We start from the raw sequence: 17,220 nt of genomic DNA, 5'->3' as shown, positions 1-17,220 counted from the left end.
ATTTTCACCTTATCAACATCGGATAGATTTATCAAGTTATCAAGGCAAAAATAGCAAACCAAAATTCAAAACAAAAGCAAGCAAAGAATAAACAACATTTATTAACAGTAAGAGATTGTTTAGGAATGATTTTATCCTCACAGGCAGCAAACATCCCCTATCAAGTAATTTTTCAATCAAATAAATCAAATAAGTCAGTCGTTAAATCAAAAACAGCAATTTCGTCATTGGCTAAAGAACTACATTTGCAATATCTAAACTTGAAAAACATAAAACCAAATTAAAGCTATGACAAAATGCTTTTTTGCAGTCGACCTGGGCGCAACCAGCGGACGCACGATATTAGGATATTTCACTCCACAAGGATTGGTAACAGAAGAGATCAACCGATTTCCCAATTACCTGATAGAAACAGGAGGACATTATTACTGGGATATATACGAACTCTACCGGAACATTGTAGAAGGTCTGAAGATAGTTGGCCGAAAAAAAGATGTAGAAATAACGTCTGTCGGCATAGATACATGGGGAGTCGATTTTGTCTGCATCGGAAAAGATGGAGGATTACTGCGACAACCATATTCATACCGCGATCCACATACAACAGGAGCACCTGAAAAATACTTTCAGCGTATATCCAGAAATAAGGTATATAAATGTACAGGCATTCAGGTTATGAACTTCAATTCTCTGTTCCAACTTGATACATTACGTAGAAACAATGACAGTGCCTTAGAACAGGCCGACAAAATCTTGTTCATGCCAGATGCCCTCAGTTACATGCTAACAGGAGAAATGATTACAGAATACACCATCGCTTCGACCGCCCAACTGGTCAATGCACAGACACGTCGACTTGAACCTCTGTTACTTAAAAGCATCGGATTGAGTGAAAAACATTTCGGACGCTTTGTTTATCCGGGAGAAAAAATAGGGACTCTAACAGAAGAACTACAACATCAGACGGGACTGGGAGCTATCCCTGTCATAGCTGTAGCAGGACACGACACTGCTTCTGCCGTTGCAGCAGTACCTGCGACAAACAATAATTTTGCTTATTTAAGCAGCGGTACATGGTCACTGATGGGAATTGAAACTCAGGCACCTGTCATTACAGCCGAAACAGAAGCACTAAACTTTACCAACGAAGGAGGAGTTGACGGAACCATCCGCCTGCTGAAAAATATTTGTGGCATGTGGCTGCTGGAGCGTTGCCGCATCAACTGGGGAGAAACTTCATACTCAACCCTGATAGCCGAAGCCAATGCCAGTGAACCTTTCCGAAATTTAATTTATCCAGACGACGACGCCTTTGCCAATCCGTCGAACATGGAAGAGGCTATCAAAAAATACTGTACCGATCATAACCAGCCTGCCATTGAAACACGCGGGCAGTTAATCCGTTGCATATTCGAAAGTCTGGCATTGCGTTACCGGCAAGTCCTCGAAAACCTGCAACGCCTGTCACCCTACCCGATAGAAGTACTTCATGTCATCGGAGGAGGAAGCCGTAACGACCTGCTGAACCAATGGACAGCAAATGCAATCGGCATGCCAGTCGTAGCCGGTCCTTCGGAAGCGACTGCAATAGGCAACATCATGGTTCAAGCCGTAGCAGCAGGCAAAGCCACCAACATTGCCTCCATGCGTCAGTTCTTAAGTCGCGCAACACACCTAAAGACATTCCTCCCAGAGCATAAGGATACATGGGATGTCGCTTATCTTCAGTTTAAAACAATTACTCAATAATCTATCAATTAACCTAAACACACCTATCATGAAAGAGGAATTAATTACCCAAGCGTATGAGATAGCCAAAGAACGCTACGCAGCTATAGGAGTAGATGTAAACAAAGCTCTGGATACACTACAGAAAATTTCGTTATCCTTACACTGCTGGCAGGCAGATGATGTTGCCGGATTTGAATCAAATGGCTCACTCAGTGGAGGAATTCAAGCTACGGGAAACTATCCGGGAAAAGCACGTAACATCGACGAAGTGCGCCAGGATGTACTAAAGGCGGCATCCTATCTGCCAGGCACACACCGTCTGAACCTCCACGAAATCTATGGAGATTTTCAGGGAAAGTTCGTCGACCGTGACCAAGTGGATGTTTCATACTTTGAAAGCTGGATACAGTGGGCAGCAGAAAACAAGATGAAACTTGATTTCAACTCAACATCTTTCTCGCATCCCAAAAGCGGAAATCTTTCTTTAGCCAATCCGGACAAGGCAATCCGCGATTTCTGGGTTGAGCATACCATCCGATGTCGTGCCATTGCCGAAGAAATGGGAAAACGCCAGAACGATCCTTGTATCATGAATGTATGGGTACACGATGGAAGTAAAGACATTACTGTCAACCGTATGCTGTATCGTGAACTGCTGAAAGATTCGCTCGACCGCATTTTTGCCACCGAATATAAAAACATGAAAGACTGCATCGAGTCGAAAGTATTCGGCATTGGTCTGGAAAGTTATACAGTAGGTTCAAATGATTTCTACATCGGCTACGGAGTCAGCCGCCAGAAGATGATTACACTCGATATGGGACACTTCCATCCGACAGAAAGCGTTGCCGACAAATTGTCGTCACTGTTACTGTATGTTCCGGAAATCATGCTGCACGTCAGCCGTCCGGTACGCTGGGACAGCGACCACGTTACAATCATGAACGATGAAACATTAGACTTATGTCAGGAAATTGTTCGTTGCAATGCGCTCGACCGCGTACATATCGGCTTAGACTTTTTCGATGCAAGCATCAACCGTATCGGTGCTTACGTCATCGGAGCACGTGCCACTCAGAAGTCAATGTTACGTGCATTACTTGAGCCAACGGCAAAACTCCGTGAATACGAAGCCAACAATCAGTTGTTCGAACGCCTTGCTTTACTGGAAGAAGCCAAAGTATTGCCATGGAATGCAGTATGGGATATGTTCTGCTTGAAGAATAACGTCCCTGTAGGTGAAGAATATATTCCCGATATAGAAAAATACGAAGCAGAAGTTACATCAAAACGTTGCTAAATCTTGATACAGATATTGTCCAAAGGTCCTGTACCTGCGGATGATATCTGGTTTATACAAATAAAGTAAAATCGGATAAAAAACAATCATACTCTTTATGAATACGCTGATAGGTTTGCTAATTATTGCCATAGGCAGTTTCGGACAAAGCAGTTCGTATGTACCAATCAACAAAGTAAAGAACTGGTCATGGGAAAGTTTCTGGCTGATACAAGGAATTTTCGCATGGCTTGTATTTCCTTTGCTGGGAGCATTGCTGGCGGTTCCTTCCGGAAGTACGCTTCCGGAACTATGGAACAGCGGAGGAGCTTTGTCTGCCATTATATATGGAATATTATGGGGGGTAGGAGGTTTAACATTCGGCCTGAGCATGCGCTACCTGGGAGTTGCCTTGGGACAAAGCATTTCATTAGGCACATGTGCCGCCTTCGGAACGTTGTTTCCTGCCTTGTTCGGCGGAACAGACTTATTCCATGGAGAAGGTCTGATGCTGCTCATCGGGGTCTGTATCACTCTGGCCGGCATTGCCGTCATCGGATATGCAGGCAGTCTGCGTTCCAAAAACATGAGTGAAGAAGAAAAGAAAGCAGCGGTAAAAGATTTCGCCCTGACAAAAGGCCTGCTGGTTGCTCTGCTTGCCGGAATCATGAGTGCCTGCTTCGCCTTAGGACTGGATGCAGGAACCCCTATAAAGGAAGCAGCTCTTGCAAAAGGGACAGACGCTTTGTATGCCGGCCTGCCGGTCATCTTTCTGGTTACTTTAGGCGGATTCTGTACCAATGCAGCATACTGCATACAGCAGAACCTGAAAAACAAGACCGGAAAAGAATATTTATCAGTAAGCACAAGTACCTTTACCAATAATATACTATATTGTGCACTGGCAGGAGTCTTATGGTATTCACAATTCTTCGGCTTGGAAATGGGTAAAAGCTTCCTCACAGAAAGTCCGGTATTACTTGCTTTTTCATGGAGCATACTCATGTCGCTGAATGTTACTTTCAGCAATGTATGGGGAATCCTGCTGAAAGAATGGAAAGGATGCAGTGCCAGTACCATAGGAATACTTATACTCGGTCTTGCCGTACTGATTGCTTCCATCATCGTAGTGGCAATGGCACAAGCCTGAGATATAAACTTTATCATCAATTTTAACGATATATAAACATGGAATCTATTTTGAATAACCGTCCGGCGCTGGCAGCCGAAATTAACAAAGTAGCCGAAGTTGCCGGTTATTTATGGCAAAAAGGATGGGCTGAGCGCAACGGAGGAAATATTACCATCAACGTTACAGAATATGTTGACGATGCAATAAAGGCAATGCCCGCCATCAGCGCAGCAACTCCCATCGGAGCTACCCTGCCTTACCTGAAGGGTTGCTACTTTTACTGTAAAGGGACCAACAAGCGCATGCGCGACCTTGCACGCGATCCGATGGCAAACGGCTCGGTCATCCGCATTTTGGACGACTGTGCAAGCTATGTCATCATTGCCGACCAGCCGGTAAATCCGACCTCAGAACTGCCTTCTCACTTGAGTGTACACAATTATCTCATCTCAAAAGGTTCGAATTATAAAGCTTCTCTGCATACTCATCCCATCGAACTGGTAGCTATGACACACAACAAGAAGTTCATGGAAAAAGATTATGCTTCCAATTTATTATGGAGCATGATACCAGAAACAAAGGCATTCTGCCCGAGAGGCTTAGGAATGGTGCCTTATAAATTACCAAGTTCCGTAGAGCTTGCCACAGCTACCATTGACGAACTGAGCGATTACGATGTGGTAATGTGGGAAAAACATGGAGTCTTTGCTGTGGATACTGATATCATGGCAGCGTTCGATCAGGTAGATGTACTGAATAAATCAGCCTTAATCTACATTGCAGCCAAGAATATGGGATTTGAACCCGACGGCATGAGTCAGGAACAAATGAAAGAAATATCTGTTGCGTTCCATTTACCGAAATGAAAAGGAAACGATGATACATGCAAATGCCGGAGCAATGACAGGCAGAAGATATTGAGGAATTGTATCGCAAGCCTACTAATATCACATAATCAGTTTAAAGACCAGAAGGAGAGTCTGCCCAGACCCACCCTCTGGTCTTTTTTGATAACTGACCAAACATGTTTCATAAATAATTCTAACAGACCTACGACAACCAGTTACATTTAAATCAAAATTTGTATTTTTGTAAACCGAAGTTACGAAAAGAGTGTAATTTATTGGAACTGAGCGTAGGTTAATTGCTCATGATAGTAATAGGTTACGATTTAGTTAGTTATCTACTGCATCATCCTTCTGCGCGTTGCGTAACCTTCAAAGAACTCTTCGTATGCAAAAGTAACAATAAAACGGGAGATTTTGAAATGAATCTCCCTAATTTTTTCTTCTCATACAAGTTTTTCCGTAAAAGCGGTTTTGTCCGTCGGCACACCATCGCCCAAAAGGATTTTGGTCGAACGTATGCCGACTACGCATAAGCGGAGAAAAGGGCTTTGCCTCACGCCTAAACAACAGTTTAGACTAATGATGCAAGGCCCATTTCTTTTGTGCTTATGCCAAAGAGGTGCTTTTACGGGTTTCTGACGATTTTTCTTTTTCCACTGTTCCTTTGAGCCGTAAGCGGAAAGCCGTGTCTGACCGCCCGATCCATAAATGGAACAAGCCGTCACACACGGCAGGCAAACCGGGAAGAATGATTTTATCCGTCCGACCGTACACGCTCGGCCAGACATATAAAATCATACTTCCTTGCCGGTGGTTTGCCCGGTTTCACGCCTCCGGCTATGTCCCTTTTCCTTTTGGCGTTTTCCCTTTTTTACGGATTTCTCTTTTGAAGTTTTCCTGTCCAATCTGCCTCCACTTCCGTTTACCTCCATTTTCGCGTCTTTCAGTGAGCCGCATCAGATAGTCATTTCCGTTCTGGGCGCAAAGGTAATTCCGGGATTGGACGGGAATGCAAGGTCAAGCCTCCTGTTTTCGGAAAAAATCTCCAGCCCTGCGGGTAGTATTTTTCCCGAAAAACCTTGCATTCCCTAATCCCTACCTTTTCAAGCACCCGAAACGAAAACGACCGATGCGACAGAAAGACGCATAAAAAAAATGTCGGATAAACGAGAGGCAGATAAGATAGTTTGAAACTCAACTCCCTCAGCTCTTGAATCCGCATTAAAAAACAAAAAAATCAAAAACAGCGAAGATATGACGGCAACGGCAAATTTCAGACAAATGGCGCAGTACATAGGGCTTGCGATATGCGGCTTGATGGTACGCACCGCCTTCGGGATGTTCGGCATCTTTTGGGGCATTATTAGAGAGATTGTAAACGGAGTGTTCCGAGTGGCGATAGGTGTAATCGTGGCTATCCTTTCCACTATTGCCTTCTTCGGCTTCATCCTTTGGTTATTCACCCTTTAACCCCTACTGACATGGCAAAGAGAAGCAGCAAAACGGCAGCGCAGCAGTGCAGATACTACGAGGTGGACAACATCTTCGTGTACATGGTGGAAACGTACATCAACGGCAACATATCCGTGTTCCGTGAACTCTACCGAGAACTGAACAAGGACGCACGGAGGGACTTTACAGACTTCCTTCTGAGCGAGGTAGAGCCGACCTATTGGAGAGAAATACTGAAACAGACAATCTAAAAAAGACAGCGATATGAAAGGAACAGAACATTTCAAGAGAACGATACAGATGTATCTGGAGCAGCGTGCAGCGGAAGATACGCTCTTTGCGAGGAACTACCGCAACCCTGCCAAGAACATAGACGATTGTGTCACCTACATTCTCAACTACGTGCAGCGGAGCGGTTGCAACGGCTTCACGGACGGGGAGATATTCGGGCAAGCCGTCCACTACTATGACGAGAACGAGATAGAGGTAGGCAAGCCCATTCAGTGCCAAGTGGCGGTGAACCACGTTGTGGAACTCACGGCAGAGGAAAAGGCGGAAGCACGGCAGAACGCAGTCCGCAGATACCAAGAGGAGGAACTCCGCAAGTTGCAGAACCGCAGCAAGCCGAGAACCGCCACCAAAGCGACCGCACAAGAAGTACAACAACCCAACCTATTCAATTTCTGATTATGAAACCGAGAACACCCATACAGCAGGAAGTCGCACGATTGAGCGAGCGACTGCCGAAATTGACCGCCACACAGAGGGCTTACGCTTTCCGCCATTGCTTCAAACATTACGCCATCAAGAGGGCGGACGGCACGAACATCTGCACCGAGTGCGGACATTCGTGGAGGAGTGAACACAACCTTGCGGACACCGTTTGCGGATGCACCTGCCCGCATTGCGGCATGGAGTTGGAAGCGTTGCGCACCCGAAAGAGCGTGTTCAGCGAGAACGAGTATTTCTGCATCATCACCACCTGCAAGCAGTACCAAGTGATACGCTTCTTCTTCGTCAAGTCCCAATACAAGGCAGGGCAGGCAGCCGGGTATTCCATTTATGAAGTGGTGCAAAGGTGGATTTCGCCCAAAGGCACAACCGTCACCATTGCCCGACTGCGTGGAATGTCCATACTTTACTACGACCTATGGGCGGAATACAGCGACATGGAGGTACGCAAGAACAACAAACTCCGTGCATACGATATAAACCCCGTCTGCACCTATCCCCGACAGCGTTTCATACCCGAACTGAAACGCAACGGCTTCAATGGCGAATACCACAACATACTGCCTTACGACCTTTTCACGGCTATCCTTTCCGACAGCCGAGCCGAAACGCTGTTGAAGGCAGGGCAATACCCCATGTTGCGCCACTATATCCGCAGTTCCTTTGACATAGAGAGGTATTGGGCATCCGTAAAGATATGTATCCGCAACGGCTACACCATTGCTGACGGCTCCATGTGGCGTGACACCATAGACCTCCTGCGGCATTTCGGCAAGGACACGAACAGCCCGAAGTACGTCTGTCCCTCCGACCTCAAAGCCGAACACGACAGACTTATGCACAAGCGCAACAAGGAGATAGAACGCAAGAAGTTGGAGGAACGCATCCGCCAAGCGAAGAAACACGAGAAGGCATACCGCAAACTCAAAGGCATATTCTTCGGCATCGCCTTCACGGACGGCACTTTGCAGGTGCGTGTGTTGGAGAGCGTTGCGGAGTTTGCAGCGGAAGGGACGGAACTGCACCATTGCGTGTTTTCCAACTCCTATTTCCTTGAAAAGAACTCTCTTATCCTATCCGCTACCATTGACGGCAAGCGCATAGAAACGGTGGAGGTTTCCTTGAAGACATTGGAAGTGGTGCAAAGTCGTGGCTTGCACAATTCCAATACCGAGTACCACGACCGCATTGTAAACCTTGTGAACAGCAACGTGAACCTTATCCGCCAGCGGATGGAAGCGGCATAGTATCAACCTATAATACCCAATAGTATGGAAGTAAAAATTGAAAGCATGGTTTGTCTGTGGGACGATAAAATCCCCACGATGTTCCTTGAATTTGTGAACCTCCTCACTCTTGCAACGAGTGAGGAGCAGTTAAGACGGAGTGTAAAGAACTTTGCCGAGAAGCACGGACTTGACAGGTTTTTCCTTTACGGCTTCGGTTCCCACCATTTCTACCTGCACCAACGCTACACGAGCGACCCCGAAATGGTGATGAAGAACAGAGTTTTGTCAGTACATTTTTAACCACCCTAAAATCAACGATTATGGCAACACGGATGACCATCAACGGAGTAAGCACCTGCACGGAAGCAGGTACGGAGAAATACGAGCGTTTCCAATTAGGTATCGGCAGACGCAAGCGGACACTTGTGCAGTACGACTACCGCCACCCCACAGACGGAGAGTTGTTCTCTTGTGTCAAACCCACATTGGACGAGTGCCGAGAAGCACGGGATGAGTGGCTCACGGCAAAGGAAGGAAAGGAGGACAGACGATGAACGCAGCCTATCAAACGCTGATAGTGAAGTTCAGTGAGCCTATCAAAGTATTGGACGGCATCTTTGACGATGCCGAAGCGTGGGGAGTTGATACCCTAAAAGGGTGGATAGACGACTACGAGAGCAGCAGGTTTACCGCCATCAACAGCCATACGGCAGTCATCACAAGCGAGTACAATATGGAGTGCCTGATGGAATGGTTGAAACGAAACACACCCATTGCCGAGATAACAGAATGTTAAACAAGTTGGCGGTGTCCGCACCGCCAACCTACAACCAAGAAAAGCATGATAGCGAAGACTATTTTACAGCAGATAGGCGGCAGACGCTTTGCCGCCATGACGGGAAGCAAGGACTTTATAGATATGGGTAACGGACTGCGCATGAGCCTTGCGAGGAACAAGACGAGTGCCAACCGCCTTGACATCATCTACGATGCCGGCTTAGACCTCTACAATATGCGTTTCTACCGCAGGACGTTCAGCAAAAAGACATTCGAGTGCAAGACGAAGGACATCGAAACACACGATGGCATATATTGCGATATGCTGGAAGAAATGTTCACGATGGTAACAGGACTCTACACCCATTTTTGAGTGGCGGCGGACAAAGCCGCCCTACTTTCTTTCGGTGAGCATGACGGCGGACAAAGAAAGTAGCAAAGAAACCGCTGTCCCAATCTACGATAGTATTCACAAAAACAAGTTTCAATCATGGAAGAAATCAGACAGAACGGAAAAATCATCCTGCACAGCGATGACGGAACAAGCATAAGGATGATTTTCAAAAACCTCACGGGCAGGATTTTTCAAGGTCAGGAATATGTGGAGTATATCCGGCATATCGCAATCGGGGAGATGGGATTTTCGCCCGGCATCATAGAGCATTGCAGGGACGGTGAAGTAATCGGCAAAGGAAAAATCCCGAATGTATGAAAAGCGGAAACTCCGATGAAGTTGCGGCTTCATCGGAGTTTCATTTGTCAGGCATTTGCCATGTTACGGAATGTACAGCAGCGCAAACTCCGCCTTTCTCCGTTTGAGCAGCATGGCGTGCCGTTTCCCCTTGTAGTTGCAGAAAGCGATATATTCCCGGTAAATGTTCCTGTCGCCCGCCTCCAATTTTCGGATCAGCGTGCTTTTGGGTATCTTCCCGCTCCCCAAAAGCCGGTATGGACCGACATTGTAGGCGAGCGTGGCAAGGAGCAGACTGTCACGCCCGAACTTACGGAACATGGCGCAGAACTTACGCAAGTCTTTCCGCAGGAGTGCGTCCGCCTGCCGCTTCGTCATGGTGCGTGCCGAATACCTTTCCCCCGGCTGCACCTGATGACCCCAGCCCACGTATGGGTGGTGTTTCTCCGAGTGCCAGCCTTCAAAATACTTCGTACAGCGAACCGCCCGCTCAAAAGGCGGCAGGCGGTAGATTGCCGCCTGCCTGTCCGTCCCCTTCCGACGGCTGTCCCGTGCGGACACGGAGCAGACCGCCAGCAGCGAACAGAGGATAGCCATGAATACACGCATCATCTTGGCAGAGGTTTGTAATTGCCTATGGGGATGACGGTCTGAATGTCGTCCTTCACGTTCCGGTTGTTGAAGTCAAATTCCAATTCGTAGGAATTTTTGAAATTGTCCTCCACCACCACGATGAAGTTGTGCGCCTCGTCGCCCTCAGCCGTATAGTACAGCCGGAACTTCTCGTTTTCGAGCAGGTAGCGGTCATTGGGCAGAAAAGTAATGCCGCCCGCCATTTTCAGCGTGCCTTCCCCTTCGAACTGGAAATACCGGATGGTGTAGAGCGTGTTGGCGTAATCGCCCGTCCTTTTCAGTTCACAGCGGATTTCCACCGTCTGCCCCTTTGTGACCTTGTTCGGTACGGGCATCGTTTCCACCGTGAACGGATAGGATTGCTGGATGTCCATGTCATCGTCACACGATGCGAGCGTGAGCGACACGGCGGCGAACAGGCAGAGTGCCAACGCCTTGAAGATGGATATTCTCTTGTTCTTGTTGTTCAGTATGTTCATTGTCCTTTGATTTTTAAGTTATTGTTCATTTCTTTTTTGCTGTCAGTTGCAGATACTCGTTCAAGTCCTTGCAACCGTCATAGAGTGCGGAACAGTTACAGACACGTCCGCCGTAGTGTCCTTTGAGGGCTTCCAGCGTCCTCCGCCCGGCTTCGTCACGGTCGAGGAAGCAGTCGATGCGCCCGTACCCGTCTAAGTGTTTTACCGCCTTACCCACGTTGGCGACGGAGTTCAGCACAAGGCTGTCGCCTGTTTCCAATCCAAGCGTGGCAGCGGAAAGGAAGTCCATAAATCCTTCAAATAAACTGCACACGCCAGTCGGAGAACTTTCCATTTTGACCAGCGACACATCCTTCGGCGGCACGCAACCCTTGAAATAACGGCTCCGGATTTCATAGCCGCCAACCACGTTCTGGAAACCGATTGCGAAATACCGTTTTCCACGCACGCCGTAGTTCAAGCGGCAGCAGTGACGGGATGCAACGGCATAAGGGATGCCCCGTTCCGCCAGATACTCTGTTAATGGTGAGCGGAGCAGTGGGACGGCTTCCACCCCCTCAAAGGCAGGTTCGGACGGTTCCGGCAGGTACAACGGCTTTTCCGATGCGACAAACGGCATACGGGCGGTTTCCGCTATGAATCTTGCCTGCGCCATGAAGTCACCGCTTCGGGCAAACTCCCCGGCAAGCGTGAAGATGTCACCGCCCTTGCCCAAACCGAAGTCGTACCAGAGCCGTTTCGCCACGTTCACACGGAAAGAGGGCGTGCGCTCACTGCGGTACGGCGCACGATACCAAAGTTCGTTTCCGCTCCTTCGGACAGGCTCATGCCCCAACCGCGCGAGAAAGTCCGCGAGGGATATTTGCCTCATGGTGTCTATATCCGTCCGTTCCATGCCGCGTGTCAGTTGATGACGAACTTGATGCCCACCCCGAATTGGGTATGGAACTTCTTCGTGTCGCCACCCCACAGGCAACGCTCCCGGAGGTTGGCGAGCAGGGCGATACGGTCAGCCACGTAAAACTCTACATCGAGCGTCAGCGCACCGCCGTAGATGAAGGCGTCCCGGTCGTGCAGTGTCGAACCGTCATGCAGCACTTTTTCGCCCCAATTCACCGATTCATACCCGGCGAGAGCCGAAGCCCCCGCATAGACGAACACGATTTTACGGGCATCGGAAAGTATCTTGAAATAGTAGCCGCCTTCCGCCGTGAACTGCGCCACAGGTATGGCGGTGTCCTTGTACGGGTTGTTTTTCAGGAGATACTCACCTCCGAACACCCATTTGTTCCCCTTCTTCGTGTAGGTGGAGAGAGCCGCCCCGAAACTGTACCCGCCGTCGTTGCCGCCGGGTTTGAAGCCGTCCGCCAGATTCGCCCTGACCTCGATGCCCTGCATCTTCGGCAGGCATCGCTGGGCGTGCGCCTGCCCCGTGAACAGGGCAAGCGACGCGATGATTATTGCGATGTACTTTCTCATGGTCAGCGCACTTGAAGTTCGTTGATGGTATTGGCGCGCACCAAGTCCTCGTTCTCGATCACGAAGGACTGGTGACGGCCGCCGTTCTTCTCGTTCAGCTCCACCACGAGGCACTTGCCGTCGGGTATGGTGAACTTCGCCATCGTGAAGACCGTGCGTTCGCTTTTTTTGCCCGGCACGAGCGTGGCGTAGTTCTGCGCGCGGAGCGGCAGGATGATACGCTCCTGCACGGCGGTACGCTTCGCCACCTTCTTGTCCACGATTTTCCATGTGATGTAGTCCACATCGAAAGGCACGTTGCTCTGGTTCTTGATTTCCGTGTGGAAATACAGAAGCCCGTTGTGCGTGTAGATGCCTTTCAGAAGGTACTGGATGCCGAAACGCTTGCAGCCGATATGCTTCACCTCACGTTTGTTCTGCTTGTGGATGGACTTCATGATAAGGCGCACCAGCATCGGACTTTCGCTGCCTAATTCTTTCAGGTAGATTTCCTGCGCGTTGTTCGGACGGTTCACCGCCTCGCCGTCATGGATGAAGTCGCACATCTCCACGTTGAGCAGCAGCGGTTCGGCGGCGTATTTCACGTTGAAGGTGTAGAAACTCCCGTCCTCCGTGATGACGGACATGTTGGTTTCGTTCGGGAAATTCCTCACGGTAGCCTTCACACGGATGACGTTCTCCGCTCCGTCGGCTTTGCCCGCAATCAGGTCGGGCGAGCCTAAATCGACATAGCGCACCTCCGCCGGGAAGATGACATGCACGGTCTTGTCGTAGGTCACTTCCAAGCCGTGCGGGGGAACCATGCGGTCAAAGCCCAGCTTTCTCGTCAGACCGTGATACAGGTCGCCGTCCGCCTCCTTCTGCGGATAGACCTCTTTTGTCAAGGTCAGTTCTTCACTTCCGTTGGTCGTTTCAACGGTTACGTTTTCCTGCGCGTTGGCAGTTGCGATGCCCATAGCGAGGGCAAACATCATGATTACTTTTCTCATTTTACTTTGAATTTAGTGGGTTGTTGTTATTGATTGGATTTCTTATGATTATACATCAGTTCTTCTCCTGATAGAGCATGACCCTGTACCCGGCTTTCAGATGCACTTTGACGGTGCGCATCTTCTTGGCAATGTACTGGCTCGTGCCTTGTATCAGCCCCTTGCCCAAGTCGGAGGCGAGCTGCGCCCCGGCATTGGTGGAGATGTTGATGCTACTGCCGAGCGAACCGCCCATGTTGGCGGCAACCTCCCTGACGGCGTTCATCTCCATCGAGTTGGGGATGAATATGCCGGGCTGCCCGTCCGTGTCATAGACCTCCAACTCCACCGGGATAACCGTACCGTCGTGTTCCAGCGAGGTGATTTCGATGCCGAGCCGTTCACCCTGAATCTTGGCTGCGCCGACCACCACCGCATTACGGGGGATGATCCGGTCTGCTACCGCCATCGGCTCCAACAGCCGCAACCTGACCGCCTGCCCGTCCGTCACGCTCTGCGCCCCATAGACGCATGCCGGTATGGTGTTCCTGTCCGGTACGGTTGTAACGCCCACCGCCGTGTTGAAACTGCGGTTGCGTTCCTGCGAGAAGGAAGCGACAAATTCGGCATTGCTCATGGGCTGTCCGAGCGAGGACACCACCTGATGCGTCACTTGCCTGACGGGTTTTGCCGTGTTCTTTCCGGTTTTCTGCACGGGGGACGGCTCTGCGGTCTGTCCCGCTGCCGCCTGCGTGCCGTTCTGACCGCCCATGTACTTCGCCGCCAGTTCGTAGGATTTTTCCATGAGTGCCACCTGCTCGTCCATCGTGGAGCTTCTCTCTTTTCCGCTTTCCAGTTCGGATTCGAGGGTGGCGATGCGTTCCAGCAGCTCGTCCATCTCCGCATTGTCGTTCTTCGGCTGCTCGTAGAAGTTGCCGAGCGTGGCATTGAGGTCACGGTAGGCGGCTGCCGAGGACTGGATGGTCTTCGGTGCTGGCTTCACCGCCTCTTCCGTTCCGCCGGGATTGGCAAGGTCGAAGTCGCTGTCCCCATCCGCTTCCACCGTTTCGCGGTCGAACAGGTCGCCCAACTGCTGCATGGCGCGGCTGCGGTTCTCCTGCCGTTCCTCCATTGCCCCCTGCTCGTAGGCTTTCGCCTTGTCACCGATAATCCGGCGGTTCTCCTTGTCCGCATCGGGCATCTCGATGTTGTAGCCGCTTGTTCCCGGCTCCTGCTCCTTGCCGGAGGACGGGGCGAATATCAGCCACATAGCCCCGATGAATACCAGCACCATAGCGGGAAGCACTATCATTTTCTGGCGTTTCAGCCGTTGGGCTTCGGTCAGCGGCTTGCGCTCCTTTTTCGGCTTGTCGTTGCCGGGAGCCGCCTTGTTTTCGTTCTTGGGTTCATTCTTCGTCTGTTCCATATAAATAAGGTATTACATTGTGATTGTTATCCGGCTTCACGGACAGTTCCACCTGTCCGGCATGGTCTATCTCCATCCGGCTGCCGTCATTCCTGCCGATGTCATAGACGGCTTTACCGAAGGTGTAGAGGGCAAGTGCGGCGAATGCGATGAGCATCGCCAGCACGATGCGCCTGCGTGTCTTCGGCGGCAAGCCGTCCAGATACCCTTTGAGCCGTTCCACCAGCATTTTCTTTTTGTCGTGGAGTTTCCAGTACGCACTCCACAGTGATTTCTTGATTTTCTTCATGTCCGTTTACCTTTTGATGGTTTGTAAATCTTTGTTCTCGATGATGGTGAATCCCTCGATGGTGAACCCGTTGGGGTTGTCGTCCGAACGGGACGAGTTCAAGAGGCGGCACGTGGTCACGAGGCTGCGCTCTGTGACGTTGCTCTGCCGGATGATTTTCTGCGTGGCGTAGGTCACGGTGCGGTAGGGATAGCCGTTGAAGTCGCACACCACGCTGTCCACCTTCAGCACTTGGTTGATGTTACCGGCGATGATGCGGTTGTAGTACCCCTTCTCGGCGAAGTCCGAATAGTAGTTGTACACGCTCTTGTCTGCCAGCAGCAACGCACGCTTCACGTTGTGTTCTATCGCGCTCTTTTCGGGCGAGAGCGTGAAGAACAGCTCGTGGAAGCGGCGCACATGCTCCCTCGCTTCCGCCGGACGGTTCTGCGAGAGGTCCTGCGAGAGTGCCAGCATCAGCGACTTGCCGTTGTCCAGCACATAGATCTTTTCCCGCTGCCGCTCCGCGAAGCGGTAGGAACTCCACACGCTCCATACCGTTATCACTGCGCACAGCGAGAGGAAGACGATACCGAACAGGCGTATCTGCCTGAACGATGATTCGATGTTTTTGAGTGACTTGAATTCCATTTTACTTTTTCCGTTTATAATTCCACATTGATTATTTCAGCAGTTTCCCGGCACGTCCGACCATGTTGCCTGCGGTAGCACCCGCCACGCTTCCCGCCATGCCTCCGGCGCGTCCCGCCATCTGGTTCACGTTGCGCCCGTAGCCGCCCATGCCCCCGGCTTGGATGATCCAGCCCGCCACCGTCGGAATGGTGAAGTAGCCGATGATGCCGATTATCATGAACACGATATACACCCCGTCGCTGGAATCCAGCGAGAAGTTGGGGTCGGTCTGCATGCGCTCGATGTCGCTCTGGAGCATCAACACCTGAATCTTGGCGAGTATGGTGCTGAATATGTCCGACACGGGCAGCCACAGATAGACCTGAATGTAGCGGCATATCCACTGCGTGAGCGTGCTTTGGAAGCCGTCCCACACCGATATGGCGAAGGCTATCGGACCGAGTATCGCCAGCACCACGAGGAAGAAGGTGCGGATGGTGTCTATCACGAGGGCGGCGGCTTGGAACATCAGTTCCAGTATCTCGCGGAAGAAGTCGCGGATGCCCTTCTTCATCTTGTACATCCCCCGGTCGATATACATCCCCGCCATCGTCACCATGTCGGAGGGCGACCAGCCCAATTCCTCCAGTTGCTTGTCAAACTCCTCGTTGGACACGAGGTAGGCGGTTTCGGGGTTGCGCACCATCGCCTCGTATTCCAGCCTGTCCTTCTGCTCCCGGTACTTGTTCATGTCCAAAGTCTGCGTTTCGAGCAGTTTCGCCGTACCCTGCACGACGGGCGAGAGGACGCTGTTTATCGTGCCAAGCACCACCGTAGGGAAGAACATGATGCACAGACCGACGGCAAAGGGACGGAGCATCGGGAAGACGTCTATCGGTTCGGCTCTCGCCAACGACTGCCATACCCGGTAGGCGACATAGAAGAGCGCGCCCAGCCCGGCGATGCCTTTCGCCACGCCCGCCATGTCGGCGCACAGCGGCATCATCTGCTCGTAGAGCGAGCGGAGAATCTGGTGAAGGTTGTCGAACTCCATAGGCTACCAGTATCTTTCGTTCATGCTCCCGTACAGCCCCATGATGCGGTCAAGGTCGTTTTTCTTCTTCGCACGCAGGTAGCTCACGCTGATATTCTTGTTGGTGTAGTAGCTCACGAGGTTGCGGTAACGCTTCATCTTGGAGTGGCAGCGTTCCACCACGTCCATGCGCTCCTTGTCCGTCATGGAGAGCGTGGTGATGTTCACCACGTTCTTCAACTCCGTAAGCACGTCATTGGATTCCTCCAGCAGCTTCGTGTACCCGAAGGCGATGGCTCCGAGTTCCTCCACCGTGAAGTTGTCGTCGCGCAGCATCTTCTGGAAGCTGGTCACGTAGATGTCCGTGATGTCGCCTACCATCAGTATGGTCTGCTGCACCTTGCGGGCGTCCTTGACCAGATTGTTCACG

At 50.6% G+C, this 17,220-nt stretch carries 22 protein-coding genes and 1 pseudogene; 13 read left to right on the top strand and 10 right to left on the bottom strand.

Going from position 1 to position 17,220, the window contains the following annotated elements; translation table 11 throughout:
- The first annotated feature begins 288 nt into the window (after positions 1 to 288).
- From WKT12_RS14995 to WKT12_RS14935, 13 genes are all read left to right on the top strand, one after another.
- Positions 289 to 1,749 carry a rhamnulokinase gene (locus tag WKT12_RS14995; RefSeq protein WP_340320191.1) on the top strand — a complete coding sequence of 487 codons (1,461 nt, stop codon included), beginning with the start codon at positions 289 to 291 and terminating at the stop codon, positions 1,747 to 1,749.
- Between the two features lie 28 nt (positions 1,750 to 1,777).
- Positions 1,778 to 3,031 carry an L-rhamnose isomerase gene (locus tag WKT12_RS14990; RefSeq protein ID WP_340320190.1) on the top strand — a complete coding sequence of 418 codons (1,254 nt, stop codon included), beginning with the start codon at positions 1,778 to 1,780 and terminating at the stop codon, positions 3,029 to 3,031.
- 97 nt (positions 3,032 to 3,128) lie between these two features.
- Positions 3,129 to 4,160 (top strand): L-rhamnose/proton symporter RhaT, encoded by a 1,032-nt coding sequence (gene rhaT, locus WKT12_RS14985; RefSeq protein WP_340320189.1) that lies wholly within the window; start codon positions 3,129 to 3,131, stop codon positions 4,158 to 4,160.
- Positions 4,161 to 4,198: 38 nt separating this feature from the next.
- Complete coding sequence (rhaD, locus tag WKT12_RS14980; RefSeq protein WP_021970177.1) at positions 4,199 to 5,008, top strand: rhamnulose-1-phosphate aldolase; 810 nt, start codon at positions 4,199 to 4,201, stop codon at positions 5,006 to 5,008.
- 1,236 nt (positions 5,009 to 6,244) lie between these two features.
- A complete protein-coding gene (locus WKT12_RS14975) occupies positions 6,245 to 6,460 on the top strand; it encodes a hypothetical protein (RefSeq protein WP_007366490.1) in 216 nt (71 codons plus the stop codon).
- 11 nt (positions 6,461 to 6,471) lie between these two features.
- A complete protein-coding gene (locus WKT12_RS14970) occupies positions 6,472 to 6,693 on the top strand; it encodes a hypothetical protein (protein WP_007366491.1) in 222 nt (73 codons plus the stop codon).
- Positions 6,694 to 6,706: 13 nt separating this feature from the next.
- Entirely contained in the window at positions 6,707 to 7,129 is a 423-nt protein-coding gene (locus tag WKT12_RS14965) for a PcfK-like family protein (RefSeq protein ID WP_007366492.1), read from the top strand.
- Positions 7,130 to 7,131: 2 nt separating this feature from the next.
- The gene (locus WKT12_RS14960; protein ID WP_014224642.1) at positions 7,132 to 8,421 is read left to right on the top strand and encodes a PcfJ domain-containing protein; all 1,290 of its coding nucleotides are present in this window, start codon (positions 7,132 to 7,134) and stop codon (positions 8,419 to 8,421) included.
- A gap of 24 nt (positions 8,422 to 8,445) precedes the next feature.
- The gene (locus WKT12_RS14955; protein WP_007366494.1) at positions 8,446 to 8,703 is read left to right on the top strand and encodes a hypothetical protein; all 258 of its coding nucleotides are present in this window, start codon (positions 8,446 to 8,448) and stop codon (positions 8,701 to 8,703) included.
- A gap of 20 nt (positions 8,704 to 8,723) precedes the next feature.
- On the top strand, positions 8,724 to 8,957 hold the full coding sequence (locus tag WKT12_RS14950; protein WP_007366495.1) for a DUF3873 domain-containing protein: 234 nt from the start codon (positions 8,724 to 8,726) through the stop codon (positions 8,955 to 8,957).
- Complete coding sequence (locus tag WKT12_RS14945; protein ID WP_007366496.1) at positions 8,954 to 9,199, top strand: DUF6956 domain-containing protein; 246 nt, start codon at positions 8,954 to 8,956, stop codon at positions 9,197 to 9,199. The genes WKT12_RS14950 and WKT12_RS14945 overlap by 4 nt, the downstream gene beginning before the upstream one ends.
- Positions 9,200 to 9,244: 45 nt before the next feature.
- A complete protein-coding gene (locus tag WKT12_RS14940; protein WP_007366497.1) occupies positions 9,245 to 9,553 on the top strand; it encodes a hypothetical protein in 309 nt (102 codons plus the stop codon).
- A 117-nt stretch (positions 9,554 to 9,670) separates the two neighbouring features.
- Positions 9,671 to 9,892, top strand: coding sequence for a DUF7688 family protein (locus WKT12_RS14935; protein ID WP_007366498.1), 222 nt, complete (start codon positions 9,671 to 9,673; stop codon positions 9,890 to 9,892).
- A 63-nt stretch (positions 9,893 to 9,955) separates the two neighbouring features.
- Here WKT12_RS14935 and WKT12_RS14930 read toward each other — a convergent pair whose 3' ends face one another.
- The 10 genes and pseudogenes from WKT12_RS14930 to WKT12_RS14885 all read right to left on the bottom strand — a co-directional run.
- Positions 9,956 to 10,483, bottom strand: a complete 528-nt coding sequence (locus tag WKT12_RS14930) for a glycoside hydrolase family protein (protein ID WP_007366499.1) — start codon at positions 10,481 to 10,483, stop codon at positions 9,956 to 9,958.
- Positions 10,480 to 10,983 carry a DUF3872 domain-containing protein gene (locus WKT12_RS14925; RefSeq protein ID WP_007366500.1) on the bottom strand — a complete coding sequence of 168 codons (504 nt, stop codon included), beginning with the start codon at positions 10,981 to 10,983 and terminating at the stop codon, positions 10,480 to 10,482. Before WKT12_RS14925 ends, WKT12_RS14930 begins: the two co-directional genes overlap by 4 nt.
- A 25-nt stretch (positions 10,984 to 11,008) precedes the next feature.
- Positions 11,009 to 11,878, bottom strand: a complete 870-nt coding sequence (locus tag WKT12_RS14920) for a toprim domain-containing protein (protein WP_007366501.1) — start codon at positions 11,876 to 11,878, stop codon at positions 11,009 to 11,011.
- Between the two features lie 8 nt (positions 11,879 to 11,886).
- A complete protein-coding gene (locus WKT12_RS14915; RefSeq protein ID WP_007366502.1) occupies positions 11,887 to 12,462 on the bottom strand; it encodes a conjugal transfer protein TraO in 576 nt (191 codons plus the stop codon).
- Between the two features lie 2 nt (positions 12,463 to 12,464).
- Complete coding sequence (traN, locus tag WKT12_RS14910) at positions 12,465 to 13,451, bottom strand: conjugative transposon protein TraN (protein WP_007366503.1); 987 nt, start codon at positions 13,449 to 13,451, stop codon at positions 12,465 to 12,467.
- A 55-nt stretch (positions 13,452 to 13,506) separates the two neighbouring features.
- Positions 13,507 to 14,856, bottom strand: a complete 1,350-nt coding sequence (gene traM / locus WKT12_RS14905) for a conjugative transposon protein TraM (RefSeq protein WP_007366504.1) — start codon at positions 14,854 to 14,856, stop codon at positions 13,507 to 13,509.
- Entirely contained in the window at positions 14,837 to 15,145 is a 309-nt protein-coding gene (locus tag WKT12_RS14900; protein ID WP_007366505.1) for a TraL conjugative transposon family protein, read from the bottom strand. Before WKT12_RS14900 ends, traM begins: the two co-directional genes overlap by 20 nt.
- Before the next feature lie 6 nt (positions 15,146 to 15,151).
- Positions 15,152 to 15,775 (bottom strand): conjugative transposon protein TraK, encoded by a 624-nt coding sequence (gene traK, locus WKT12_RS14895; protein WP_007366506.1) that lies wholly within the window; start codon positions 15,773 to 15,775, stop codon positions 15,152 to 15,154.
- 31 nt (positions 15,776 to 15,806) lie between these two features.
- The gene (gene traJ / locus WKT12_RS14890; RefSeq protein WP_007366507.1) at positions 15,807 to 16,811 is read right to left on the bottom strand and encodes a conjugative transposon protein TraJ; all 1,005 of its coding nucleotides are present in this window, start codon (positions 16,809 to 16,811) and stop codon (positions 15,807 to 15,809) included.
- Positions 16,812 to 16,814: 3 nt separating this feature from the next.
- A pseudogene (locus WKT12_RS14885) lies at positions 16,815 to 17,220 on the bottom strand (DUF4141 domain-containing protein); the annotation flags it as partial.

This window comes from Phocaeicola sp. HCN-6420 (assembly GCF_037890145.1).
In the GTDB taxonomy this organism is placed as follows: Bacteria; Bacteroidota; Bacteroidia; order Bacteroidales; family Bacteroidaceae; genus Phocaeicola.
This window is presented reverse-complemented; position numbering and strand designations above follow the sequence as displayed.